Source organism: Kocuria sp. LHG3120 (assembly GCF_049897445.1).
GTDB classification, from domain to species: Bacteria; Actinomycetota; Actinomycetes; order Actinomycetales; family Micrococcaceae; genus Kocuria; species Kocuria rosea.
Map to the genome: position 1 here is coordinate 15,420 of NZ_JAFCWG010000002.1, position 12,462 is coordinate 27,881.

Below are 12,462 nucleotides of genomic sequence, written 5' to 3' on the forward strand. Positions count from 1 at the left end.
CCCGCTCCCGGCGGACCACCCACCCGCCGCCCAGACCACGAAGGACGTTGATGGACGCGACAGCCCAGCAGGGACACGACGCGCAGACGATGCGCCCCGCCCGCCCCCGGCCGCTGAGCCTCGCGGAGACCGCCCGGCTCGCGGGCGGGACGGCGCCGTCCCGCGCGGTGGAGGTCACCGGCATCGCCCTGGACTCCCGGGAGCTGCGCCCCGGGGACCTCTACGCGGCGCTGCCCGGCGCCCGCACCCACGGCGCCCGCTTCGGCGCGGCCGCCCAGCGCTCCGGCGCCGCCGCGGTGCTCACCGACGCCGAGGGCGCCGCGATCCTCCGGGACGCCGGCATCGGGCTGCCCGTGGTCGAGGCCCCGGACCCCCGCCGGTCCGTGGGGGCGATCGCCGCACGCGTCTACGGCTCCCGGCCGGAGGACGGGACCGCCCCGGCCCTGTTCGCGGTGACCGGCACCAACGGCAAGACGACCACGACCTACTTCACCAACTCGGTGCTGCGCGCCCTGGGCCGGCGCACGGGCCTGATCGGGACCATCGAGATCCTCGCCGGCGACGAGTCGATCCCCTCCCGGCTCACCACCCCGGAGGCCCCGCACGTGCACGCGCTGCTGGCGCTCATGCGCGAGCGCGGCATCACGGCGGCGTCCATGGAGGTCTCCTCCCACGCCCTGCAGTTCCACCGGGTGGACGGCGTCCGCTTCGACGTCGCCGGGTTCACCAACCTGACCCAGGACCACCTCGACCTGCACGGGTCGATGGACGAGTACTTCGCGGTCAAGGCCCAGCTGCTCACCCCGGAGCGGACCCGCCGGGCCGTCGTCGTGGTCCAGGACGAGGACGACGTCTGGGGCCTGAAGATGGCCGAGCACGCGCGGGAGCGGCTCGGCCCGGACCTCGTCGACACGATCGCCCTGCGCGGCGGCGTGCCGGGGGACCGGGACGCCGGACCGGGCCGGCACGGCGCGGACTGGACGCTGACCAGCCTGACCCGCCGCGGGATCGGGCACTCCTTCGCGCTGCGGCACCGGGACGGCCGCACGCTGCGCGTGTCCACGGGCCTGCCGGGCGACTTCAACGTGGCCAACGCCGCGCTCGCCGTGGTCATGGTCGTGGCCTCCGGGGTCGACGTCGCCGACGTGCAGCGCGTCCTCGACGAGGCGGACCCCCTCACCACGGATGTGCCCGGGCGGATGCAGCTCATCGGCACGCAGCCCACCGCCGTCGTCGATTTCGCGCACAACCCGGACGCCCTGCGCCGCGCGCTCGCCGCCGTCGAACCGCCGGACGAGGAGGGCCGCGTGATCGTGGTCTTCGGCGCCACGGGGGAGCGGGACCGCTCCAAGCGCCCGGTCATGGGGGAGATCGCCGCCCGCCACGCGGACGTGGTGATCATCACGGACGACGACCCGCACGACGAGGACGCCGGCGCGATCCGCGCCGAGGTCGCGGCCGGGGCGTTCGCGGCCCGCGACGCCGGCGCCCGGGCCCAGGAGGTGCTCGTGCTCGAGCCCCGCACCGTGGCCATCCGCGCCGCGGTGGCCATGGCGGGGCGCACCGACTCCGTGCTCGTGGCCGGCCGCGGGCACGAGACGGTCCAGGAGATCCGGGGCGTGGACCACCCGCTGGACGACAGGGAAGAGCTGCGGGCCGCGCTGGCCGACGGGCAGCAGGACCGTTGGGAGAACCGATGATCGACCTCACCGCCGCACAGCTCGCGCAGATCACCGGCGGGCGCGCCGTCGGCGCCGCCGCCGCGGCGCCCGTCGTCCGCCACGTCGCGACCGACTCCCGCGAGGCGCGTCCCGGCACGCTGTTCGTCGCCAAACCGGGGGAGGTCACCGACGGCCACGAGTACGTGGGCGCGGCCTTCGCCGCCGGCGCCGTCCTCGCCCTCGTCGAGCACGAGGTCTCCGACGCCGCGGGGGTCACCTACCCGGGCGTGCTGGTCCCCGACGTGGTGGAGGCGATGGGCCGGCTGGCCGCCTGGGTCGTGGCCCAGCTGCGCGCCGACCACGAGGTGAAGGTCATCGCCGTCACCGGATCCGTCGGCAAGACGACCACCAAGGACCTCCTGCGGGGCATCTTCGCCGCGGAGGGTCCCACGGTCGCGCCCCGCGGTTCGTACAACGGGGAGGTCGGCGTGCCGCTGACCGTCTTCGAGGCCGAGCCGGACACCCGGTTCCTCATCATCGAGATGGGCGCCACCCGGATCGGCAACATCGACTACCTGTGCCGGATGGTCCGCCCCGACATCGGGGTGGTGCTGTGCGTGGGCTCCGCCCACGCCGGCGAGTTCGGCGGGGTCGCCAACATCGCCCGCGCCAAGGGCGAGCTCGTCGAGTCCCTGCGGGCCGACGGCGTGGCGGTCCTCAACGACGACGACCCCCTGGTCCGCCAGATGCACCGTCGCACCGCCGCGCCCGTGCTGTTCTTCGGGGAGTCCCCGGCGAACGCGCTGCCCGACGTCCCGGCCGCCCGGGTGCACGCCTCCGAGATCCGCCTCGGGCCCGGCGGCAGCCCGGAGTTCCTCCTGCACCTCCCGGACGGCTCCGCGCACCGGATCGTCTCCCGGCTCATCGGGGAGCACCACGTCTCCAACCTGCTCGCGGCCGCCTCCGCGGCCTTCGTGGCCGGGGTCGCCCCGGAGCGGATCGCGGCCTCGCTCAACGCCCAGGGCGCCGCGAGCCGGTGGCGGATGGAGCGCACCGAGCGGGCCGACGGCGTCACGGTGGTCAACGACGCCTACAACGCCAACCCGCAGTCGATGCGCGCCGCGCTGCAGACCCTGGCCCAGCTGGGCCGCGGCTCCGCCGGGTCCGCGCCCCGCCGCACCTGGGCGGTGCTCGGGGGCATGCTCGAGCTCGGCGACAGCACGATCGAGGAGCACGACGCCCTGGGCCGCATGGTGGTCCGGCTCAACATCTCCAAGCTGATCGCCGTGGGCGACCTCGCCCGCCCGGTCTACGACGCCGCCCAGCTCGAGGGCTCGTGGGGCAACGAGGCCACCTGGGCGGCGACCGCGGAGGACGCCGAGGAGATCCTGCGCCAGGAGCTGGCACCGGGTGACATCGTGCTCTTCAAGTCCTCCAACGCCGCCGGTCTCCGGGTGCTGGGGGACCGGGTCGCGGCCGACGCCGGGGACGGCGCCGGCGGGCCCGCCCCGGGCAACGACGCCCCGGCGCGCGGCGACCACTGGCGCTCGGCCGGTCCCTTCGTCAACGCCTCCCTCGACCCGAGCGGGAGGCCCACCACCCCGGGCCCCTCCGCGGACGGGAACGAGCCGGCATGATCCAGATCCTCATGGCGGCCTGCTTCGCCCTGGTCCTGTCCCTCTTCGGCACCCCGGCCTTCATCAAGTTCCTCGCCCGGCGCGGCTACGGCCAGTTCATCCGGGACGACGGGCCCACCAGCCACCACACCAAGCGCGGGACGCCCACCATGGGCGGCGTGGCGATCCTCGGCTCCGTGGTGGTCGCCTACGCGCTCACGCACCTGATCTCCGGGGTGCTGTGGCCCTCCTACGGGGGCGTCACCCTCTCCGGGCTCTCCGCGCTGCTGCTGATGCTCGGCATGGGCTTCGTCGGGTTCATCGACGACTACAAGAAGATCGCCAAGAAGCAGAACCTCGGGCTCAGCCCCGTGGGCAAGATCGTCCTGCAGGGCCTCATCGGCACCGCCTTCGCCCTGCTCGTGCTGCTCGTGCCCGGTCCGCAGGGCACGACCCCCGCGTCCTCGGCGATCTCCATCACCCGGGACACCGCTCTCGACCTCGCCTTCGCCGGCACCGCGGTCGGGGCCGTCCTCTTCGTGATCTGGGTGAACCTGATCGCCACCGCCACGACCAACGCCGTGAACCTCACCGACGGCCTCGACGGCCTCGCCACCGGGGCGTCCATCCTCGTGTTCAGCGGCTACCTGCTGATCGCCATGTGGCAGAACACCCACCTGTGCGGAGCCGTGGCCGAGGGGGTCTGCTACGAGGTCCGCGACGCCGCCGACCTCGCCCTCACCGCCGCCGCGCTGGTCGGGGCCCTGGTGGGCTTCCTGTGGTGGAACACCTCCCCGGCGAAGATCTTCATGGGCGACACGGGATCGCTGGGCCTCGGCGGCGCGCTCGCCGCGTTCGCGGTGCTCACCCGCACCGAGCTGCTGCTGGTGCTCATCGCCGGGCTGTTCGTGATCATCACGGTCTCCGTCATCCTGCAGGTCGGCTACTTCAAGCTCTCCGGCGGCAAGCGCATCTTCAAGATGGCGCCGCTGCAGCACCACTTCGAGCTCAAGGGCTGGAACGAGGTGACCATCGTGGTCCGCTTCTGGATCATCGCCGGGCTGTTCGTCGCGGCCGCGCTCGGCGTCTTCTACGGCGACTGGCTGCTCTCCCACGGAGGAATGATCCAATGATCCACGCGAGCAACGACAACCCCGTCCTGGACCGGCCGCGCCTGGCCGGGCTCACCACGTGGGACGCCGACTGGGCCGGGCTGCGCGTGGTCGTCGCCGGCATCGGTCTGTCGGGCTTCGCCGCCGCGGACACCCTGATCGAGCTCGGCGCCCGCGTCGTCGTCGTCGACGGGGCGGACACCCCGGAGAACCGGGCGAAGGCCGACACCCTGCGGATCGTGGGCGCCGCCGACGTCCTGCTGGGGGAGGCGGCCCAGGGGGCCGTGCCCGACGTCGAGGGCGAGCGCCCCGACCTGGTCGTCACGTCCCCGGGGCTGCGGCCCGACCACCCCCTGCTCGTCGCCGCGGCCGCCGAGGGCGTCCAGATCTGGGGCGACGTGGAGCTCGCCTGGCGGGTGCGCGAGCGCGCCGGGCGCAGGACCGCCGAGTGGGTGTGCATCACCGGGACCAACGGCAAGACCACCACGGTCGGGATGACCGCGTCGATGCTGCAGGCCGCCGGGCTCACCGCGGCCGCCGTCGGCAACGTGGGCACCCCCATCCTGGACGCGCTGCGCGAGCCGGTCGAGCACGACGTCCTCGCCGTGGAGCTCTCCAGCTTCCAGCTGCACTGGACGTCCTCGATGTCGCCGCTGGCGTCCGTGGTGCTCAACGTGGCCGAGGACCACGTGGACTGGCACGGCGGCTACGAGAACTACGTGGCGGACAAGTCCCGCATCTACGAGCACACCCGGGTGGCGTGCGTCTACAACGCCCAGCAGGCCGAGACCGTGCGCATGGTCGAGGAGGCCGACGTCGAGGAGGGCTGCCGCGCCGTGGGCTTCACCCTCGAGACCCCGGACGTCAGCATGCTCGGCGTCGTGGAGGACCTGCTCGTGGACCGCGCCTTCCTCGACGACCGCCGGGGCTCCGCCCTCGAGCTCGCCTCCATCACCGACACCGGCCCCCTCCCCACGCCCCACGGCGTGGCCAACGCGCTGGCCGCCGCGGCGCTGGCCCGGGCGGCCGGCGCCCCGCCGGAGGCCGTGCGGGAGGGGCTGCGCGCCTGGGAGCCCGGCGACCACCGGATCCAGGCCGTCGCCACGACCCACGGGGTGCTGTGGATCAACGACTCCAAGGCCACCAACCCGCACGCGGCCGACGCCGCCCTGGCCGCGTTCGACTCCGTGGTGTGGATCGCCGGCGGCCTGTCCAAGGGCGTCTCCTACGACCGGCTCGTCGCCCGGCACGCCGGCCGGCTGCGCACCGTGGTGCTCATCGGCACGGACAACGACTCGCTGCTGGCCGCGCTCGCCGCGCACGCCCCCGAGGTCCCCGTCCTGCGGACCGCCGAGCGTCCCGGCCCCGCGGCGGGCGACGCCGTGATGGGCGAGGCGGTGCGGCTCGCCCACGAGGTCGCCCGGAAGGGCGACACGGTGCTGATGGCCCCGGCGTCCGCCTCGATGGACCAGTTCAGCTCCTACGCCCACCGCGGTGACGCGTTCGTCCGGGAGGTCGCGGACCTCGTGGGACGGCTCTCGTGACGCAGCTGCAGGACCGGGCGGGGCTCGCGGAGACGGCCCGCGGCTCCCTGGGCGGGGCGCGCCGCTTCTGGCGTGCCCTCGTGGACGGCCCCCTCATCCACTCCTACTACGCGCTGGCCGGCTCCGTGCTGCTGCTCACGGCCATCGGCATCATGATGGTCCTCTCCGCCTCGGCGGTCGAGTCGATCTCGGCGCAGGAGTCCGCGTACTCGTACTTCGTCAAGCAGGCCACCTTCGGGGGGATCGGCGTGGTCCTGATGTTCGCGCTGTCCTTCGTGCCCACCGCCTGGTACCGCCGGGGCGCCACCGGACTGCTGGTCCTCGCCGTGCTGCTGCTCATGCTCGTCTTCACCCCGCTCGGACAGGAGATCAACGGCAACCGGAACTGGATCGTGGTGGGCGGGCAGACCTTCCAGCCCTCCGAGGCCGCCAAGCTCGCCGTGGCGATCTGGCTGGCCATGGTCCTGGCCCGGCAGGGCGACGCCGTGCGCGACTGGCGCCAGGCCCTGTGGCCGTCCGGGCTGGGCATCGGGATCCCCGCCGCGATGATCGTGCTGGGCGACGACGTCGGCACGGCCCTCGTCTTCGTGCTGATCTACGGGGCCGCCCTGTTCTTCGCCGGGGCGCCGCTGCGGCTGTTCGCGATCGCGGCCGCCGGGGCCGCGCTGGTCGGCACGCTGGCCGTGGTCACCGCGCCCCACCGCGTGGATCGGATCACCGGCTGGCTGTTCGGCGAGTGCGGCGCCACCGACGCCTGCTACCAGTCCCAGCAGGGGCTCAACGCCCTCGCCTCGGGCGGCTGGTGGGGCGTGGGGCTGGGCCAGTCCCGGCTCAAGTACAACTACGTCCCCGAGGCGCACAACGACTACATCTTCTCGATCATCGGCGAGGAGCTGGGCCTGCTGGGCACGGTGCTGATCCTCGCCCTCTTCGCGGTCATGGCCCTGGCGATGGCCCGGGTCATCCTGCGCGCCCGCAGCGGCTTCGTCCGGATCGCCACCGCCTGCATCGTGACCTGGCTGGTCGGCCAGGCGTTCATCAACATCGGCATGGTCACGGGGGTGCTGCCCGTGATCGGCGTCCCCCTCCCGTTCATCAGCTACGGTGGGTCGTCGCTGCTGATGAGCCTCGCGGCCGTCGGCGTCGTGATGTCCTTCACCCGGCTGCCGCGCCGGATCCAGGTCCCCACCCGCACCCCCCGCCCCCGCACCCCGAACGAGGATCGCGCATGACACCGTCCGAACCCACCACCGGAGGCCCCGCGCCGTCGGTCCTGCTGGCCGGCGGGGGCACCGCCGGGCACGTCAGCCCCCTCCTGGCCGTGGCGGCCGCGCTGCGGGAGCAGGCCCCGGCGGCCCGCCTCACGGCGGTGGGCACCGCGTCCGGGATGGAGACCCGGCTCGTCCCGCAGGCCGGGCTCGAGCTCGAGCTCGTCGACCGGGTCCCGCTGCCCCGCCGGCCCTCCGTGGACCTCGTCCGGCTGCCCGGACGGCTCCTCGGCGCCGTGCGGCAGGCCGGGGAGATCCTCGACCGCGTCCGGCCGGACGTGGTGCTGGGCGTCGGGGGCTACGTCTGCACCCCCGTCTACCTCGCCGCCGCCCGGCGCGGGCTGCCCATCGTGGTGCACGAGGCCAACGCCCGCCCCGGTCTAGCCAACCGGGTCGGCGCGCGCTGGGCCAGGACCGTGGCCGCCGCGTTCCCCGGCACCCCGCTGCGCGGAGCCGTCACCGTCGGCATGCCCATGCGCCGGGAGATCTCCCACCTGGACCGGGAGGCGCTGCGCGCCGAGGCCCGCCGGTCCTTCGGGCTCGACCCCGACCTGCCCACCGTCGTGGTCACCGGCGGATCCTCGGGCGCCCTCGCCATGAACCGCACCGTGGCCGGCGTCGTCGGGGAGGTCGCCGCGCGCGGCTACCAGCTCCTCCACGTCACCGGCCGGGGCAAGCAGCTCACCCGGGACGACGGCGCGCCGCTGAGCGCCCCCGGCTACGTGCAGGTCGAGTACGTGGACGGCATGGAGCGCGTCTACGCCGCCGCGGACCTGCTCGTGGCCCGCGCCGGCGCCGCGACCGTCTCGGAGGTCGCCGCCGTCGGCCTGCCGGCCGTGTTCGTCCCGCTGCCCGTCGGCAACGGCGAGCAGGCGCTCAACGCCGCCTCCCTGGTGGCGGCCGGCGCGGCGCAGCTCGTCGCCGACGACGCGTTCACCCCCGACTGGTACCGCCGGAACGTGCACCCCCTGCTGGCCGACCCCGGCCGCCTCGCCGCGATGGCCGCCGCGAGCCGCGCCCACGGCGTGCGCGACGCCGACACCGTGCTGGCACGGATGATCCTCGAGGAGGTCCCCGTTGAGCGCTGAGCACGAGACCGACCCCGCCCTGCTGGGCCGGGTCCACTTCATCGGGATGGGCGGCGCGGGGATGTCCGCCGTCGCCAAGCTGATGCTCGCCCGCGGGGTCCCGGTCAGCGGCTCCGACCGCCAGGACTCCCCGGCGCTGCGCCAGCTCCAGGACCTGGGCGCCACCGTGCACGTGGGCCAGCGCGCCGAGCACGTGGACGGGGCGCAGACCGTGGTCGTGTCCACCGCGATCCCGCCCGAGGACCCCGAGTACTCCGCCGCCCGGGCCGCGGGGCTGCGCGTGCTGCACCGCTCCGAGGCCCTCGCGGCCGCGATGCACGGCCGCGCGGTCGTGGCGGTGGCCGGCACGCACGGCAAGACGACCACGAGCGCCATGGCCGCGCTCGCGCTGCACACCGCCGGGCTGGAGCCCTCCTGGGCCATCGGCGCGCACGTGGCCGACCTCGGCTCCAACGCGGCCCTCGGCACGGGTCCGTGGTTCGTGGCCGAGGCCGACGAGTCGGACGGCTCCTTCCTCGCGTACGGTCCGCGGATCGCCGTGGTCACGAACATCGAGCCCGACCACCTCGACTACTACGCCTCCCGCGAGGCCTTCTACCGGGCCTTCGACGAGTTCGCCGCGACCCTGCCCGCGGACGGGCTGCTCGTGGCCTGCCAGGACGACCCCGGCTCCCGGGCGCTCGCGGAGCGCCACCGGTCCGCCGGCGGACGGGTGGTCAGCTACGGCACGGAACCGGGCTCCGACGTCCGGGTGCTCCCCGGGGAGGCCGACGGGCTGCGCACCAGCAGCACCCTGCTCCTGGGCGAGGGCGCCGACCGCCGCGAGGAGCGGCTCGAGCTCGTGGTGCCGGGCCGGCACAACGTCCTCAACGCGACCGCCGCCTTCTGCGTGGCCGTCGAGGCCGGCGTCCCGCCCGCGGACGCGGTGCGCGGGCTGGCCGGCTTCCACGGCTCCGCCCGGCGCTTCGACCTGCGGGGCGAGGTGGACGGGGTCCGGGTCTTCGACGACTACGCCCACCACCCGACCGAGGTGGTCGCGGCGCTCACGGCCGCGCGGGAGGTCGCGTCCGGGCACCGGGTGATCGCGATCTTCCAGCCGCACCTGTTCTCCCGCACGCGCGAGTTCGCGGCCGAGTTCGCCGACGCCCTGGCGCTGGCCGACGAGGCCCTCGTCATCGACATCTTCGCCGCGCGGGAGCAGCCCGTCGACGGCCTCACGAGCCGGATCGTCACCGACCGCGCCCCCGCCCACGTCCGCTACGTGCCGGACGGCGCCGACGCGGTCGCAGAGGCCGCGGCGGCCGCACGCCCCGGGGACCTGGTGCTCACGGTGGGCGCCGGGGACGTCACCGCCCTCGGGCCCCGGCTCGTGGACCGCCTCGGGGCCCGCTGATGAGCCGGCACGGCCGCCCGCACCAGCCCCGCTTCGGGGACCCGGCCGGGGACTCCGCCGGGGACTCCGGCGTTCCCGGGCCCGCCGGCGGGCCCGTGCCGGAGACCACCGCGGGCCCCGCGCCCGAGCGGGGCGCCGCCCCCGAGCGCGACCCCGGACCGCCGGCCGGCCCCGGGGGCCCGCCGCGGTCCGGGAGCACCGCCTCCGGCGCGGCCGCGCCGGAGGGCGGGCGCGTGCGCGTGCGCGTGAACGACGGGACCAAGGTCACGCCCCTGGCCGACGAGGACGACCTCGAGGAGGTCCCGGCCGCCGGCGGGCGCTTCAGCGCCTGGCGGCGGCACCGGCAGGAGCGCGCCGCCACCCGCACGCTCACCGCCTCCCGGCTCCCCCCGGTGGAGGAGCCCCCGCGGGCCGGTTCCACGGCCGTGGGGGCCACAGCCGTGGGAGCCACGGTGGTGGCCTTTCCCGCCTCACCGGGGGCGCGGCGCCGGCGCCGGCGGATCGGCGCGGTCCTCGGCGTGCTCGCCGCCCTCGCCGTGCTCGCCGGCGTCCTGTTCCTCTCCCCGGCGCTGGCCGTGCGGGACATCACGGTGCGCGGCGCGGAGCTGACGGACCCGGCCCGCGTCGAGTCCGCGCTCGACGCCTACCGGGGCGTCCCACTGACGCGGATCTCCAAGGACGAGGTGCGGGAGCGGGTGGGGCGGATCCCGCAGGTCCGCTCCATCGAGGTCCTGCTCGAGCCCCCGCACCACCTCGTGGTCGCGCTGCGCGAGCGCGTGCCCGTGGCCGCGATCGAGGACGACGGAAAGTTCGTGGTCGTCGACTCGGAGGGGGTGGAGCTGATGACCGCCGGCTCCGCGGAGGAGGCGGGCGTCCCCGTCGTCACGGGCGGGCGCGACGTGCTCGAGGGCGAACGGTTCGAGGCCATCGCGGACGTGCTGGCCGCCCTCCCGGAGTCCGTCCTCGCCCAGCTGCGCACCGCCTCGGCCGAGTCGCTGTCCTCGGTGGAGCTGGCCTTCACCGACGGCCGCACGGTCGTCTGGGGCACCGCCGAGGACAGCGAGCTCAAGTCGCAGGTCCTCCGGGAGCTCGTCGAGGCGCGCGGCGCCGGCAGCGGCGTCGAGACCTACGACGTGTCGAGCCCGACGCGCCCCGTGGTGCGCTGAGGGACGACATCGGACCTCACGTTCCACCAGAGGTCGAGAGTGCGGCCGAAACGCAGCACGACCTGCGGTTTTGGCGAAAAGTGTCGAAAGCGGTATGGCTTGTCGTGCAGGTGGTCCCCGTCGTTGTTAGGCTTGACCCCGACATCGAACCCGCCGGGGGAGCAGCTGACGGCATGAGATTCGACCTTCGATAGAAGGTTGAGAAACGGCTCGCCATCCCCGACCCGAACCATCTCCAGTTAGGTACCCATGGACTCCTCCACCCCCCAGAACTACTTGGCCGTCATCAAGGTCGTCGGAATCGGCGGCGGCGGCGTCAACGCCGTCAACCGGATGATCGAGGAGGGGCTGCGCGGTGTCGAGTTCATCGCGATCAACACGGACGCGCAGGCCCTGCTGATGAGCGACGCCGACGTCAAGCTCGACGTCGGGCGCGAGCTCACGCGCGGCCTGGGCGCCGGCGCCAACCCCGATGTCGGCCGCCAGGCGGCGGAGGACCACCACGAGGAGATCGAGGAGGTCCTCAAGGGGGCCGACATGGTCTTCGTGACCGCCGGCGAGGGCGGCGGCACCGGCACCGGCGGCGCCCCCGTGGTCGCCCGCATCGCCCGTTCCCTGGGCGCCCTGACCATCGGTGTCGTCACCCGCCCGTTCACCTTCGAGGGCCGCCGCCGGTCCAACCAGGCGGAGAACGGGATCGAGACGCTGCGCGACGAGGTCGACACCCTCATCGTGATCCCCAACGACCGGCTGCTGTCCATCTCCGACCGCAACGTGTCCATGCTGGACGCCTTCAAGTCCGCGGACCAGGTGCTGCTCTCCGGCGTGCAGGGCATCACGGACCTGATCACCACCCCGGGCCTGATCAACCTCGACTTCGCCGACGTGAAGTCCGTGATGCAGGGCGCCGGCTCGGCGCTCATGGGCATCGGCGCCGCGCAGGGCGAGGACCGTGCCGTGAAGGCGGCCGAGCTCGCGATCGCGTCGCCGCTGCTCGAGGCCTCGATCGACGGCGCCCACGGCGTGCTCCTGTCCATCCAGGGCGGCTCCGACCTCGGGCTGTTCGAGATCAACGAGGCCGCCCGCCTGGTCCAGGAGGTCGCCCACCCCGAGGCGAACATCATCTTCGGCGCGGTCATCGACGACGCCCTGGGCGACCAGGCCCGCGTCACGGTCATCGCCGCGGGCTTCGACTCGGTGAGCCCGGAGACCAACGCGAACAACACCAACGCGGCCGCCCAGCAGGCGGCGACCACGCGCGCGGCCTTCGGGTCCGGCGCCGGTCAGCCCGCCGGCGTGGGCCGTGCCCCGCAGCGCGGCGGGACCCCGTCCTTCGCCCAGCCCTCCACCTCGCAGCGGTGGGCGCAGCCGGTGCAGAACGACGACGTGCCCGACGACGCCGGCTTCGACGTCGACCTGCCCGCCGAGGCGGAGGCCGGCGCCGGGGCGGGCTCCGGGCGCAAGGACTCCCTGGACTTCCCTGACTTCCTGAAGTGAGTCCGGCCTCCTGGGGGCGGACGCGGTGGACCCGCGTCCGCCCCCAGGGCGCGTTAAGCCCCGCCGCCGGTTCCTCCGGCGGCGCGACGAGACACGACGAGCAACGACAGGAGGACC

Annotated in this window: 9 protein-coding genes; all 9 read left to right on the forward strand. The window is 74.7% G+C overall.

Features of this window, described 5'->3' with window-relative positions; translation table 11 throughout:
- Positions 1 to 50: 50 nt before the first annotated feature.
- Positions 51 to 1,700, forward strand: coding sequence for a UDP-N-acetylmuramoyl-L-alanyl-D-glutamate--2,6-diaminopimelate ligase (locus ACP7CD_RS04105; protein ID WP_426119067.1), 1,650 nt, complete (start codon positions 51 to 53; stop codon positions 1,698 to 1,700).
- Positions 1,697 to 3,298, forward strand: coding sequence for a UDP-N-acetylmuramoyl-tripeptide--D-alanyl-D-alanine ligase (locus ACP7CD_RS04110; protein ID WP_035924055.1), 1,602 nt, complete (start codon positions 1,697 to 1,699; stop codon positions 3,296 to 3,298). The genes ACP7CD_RS04105 and ACP7CD_RS04110 overlap by 4 nt, the downstream gene beginning before the upstream one ends.
- Positions 3,295 to 4,410: a phospho-N-acetylmuramoyl-pentapeptide-transferase gene (gene mraY, locus ACP7CD_RS04115; RefSeq protein WP_017833689.1), complete on the forward strand. Its 1,116-nt coding sequence runs from the start codon at positions 3,295 to 3,297 to the stop codon at positions 4,408 to 4,410. The genes ACP7CD_RS04110 and mraY overlap by 4 nt, the downstream gene beginning before the upstream one ends.
- Positions 4,407 to 5,933, forward strand: coding sequence for a UDP-N-acetylmuramoyl-L-alanine--D-glutamate ligase (gene murD / locus ACP7CD_RS04120; RefSeq protein ID WP_052132735.1), 1,527 nt, complete (start codon positions 4,407 to 4,409; stop codon positions 5,931 to 5,933). Before mraY ends, murD begins: the two co-directional genes overlap by 4 nt.
- Positions 5,930 to 7,165: a putative lipid II flippase FtsW gene (gene ftsW, locus ACP7CD_RS04125; protein ID WP_017833687.1), complete on the forward strand. Its 1,236-nt coding sequence runs from the start codon at positions 5,930 to 5,932 to the stop codon at positions 7,163 to 7,165. The genes murD and ftsW overlap by 4 nt, the downstream gene beginning before the upstream one ends.
- Positions 7,162 to 8,289 carry an undecaprenyldiphospho-muramoylpentapeptide beta-N-acetylglucosaminyltransferase gene (murG, locus tag ACP7CD_RS04130; RefSeq protein WP_017833686.1) on the forward strand — a complete coding sequence of 376 codons (1,128 nt, stop codon included), beginning with the start codon at positions 7,162 to 7,164 and terminating at the stop codon, positions 8,287 to 8,289. The genes ftsW and murG overlap by 4 nt, the downstream gene beginning before the upstream one ends.
- The gene (gene murC / locus ACP7CD_RS04135) at positions 8,279 to 9,682 is read left to right on the forward strand and encodes a UDP-N-acetylmuramate--L-alanine ligase (RefSeq protein WP_035924054.1); all 1,404 of its coding nucleotides are present in this window, start codon (positions 8,279 to 8,281) and stop codon (positions 9,680 to 9,682) included. The genes murG and murC overlap by 11 nt, the downstream gene beginning before the upstream one ends.
- Positions 9,682 to 10,848 (forward strand): cell division protein FtsQ/DivIB, encoded by a 1,167-nt coding sequence (locus ACP7CD_RS04140; RefSeq protein WP_426119071.1) that lies wholly within the window; start codon positions 9,682 to 9,684, stop codon positions 10,846 to 10,848. The genes murC and ACP7CD_RS04140 overlap by 1 nt, the downstream gene beginning before the upstream one ends.
- A 249-nt stretch (positions 10,849 to 11,097) precedes the next feature.
- Positions 11,098 to 12,345, forward strand: coding sequence for a cell division protein FtsZ (gene ftsZ, locus ACP7CD_RS04145; protein WP_035924051.1), 1,248 nt, complete (start codon positions 11,098 to 11,100; stop codon positions 12,343 to 12,345).
- The last annotated feature ends 117 nt before the right edge of the window (positions 12,346 to 12,462 follow it).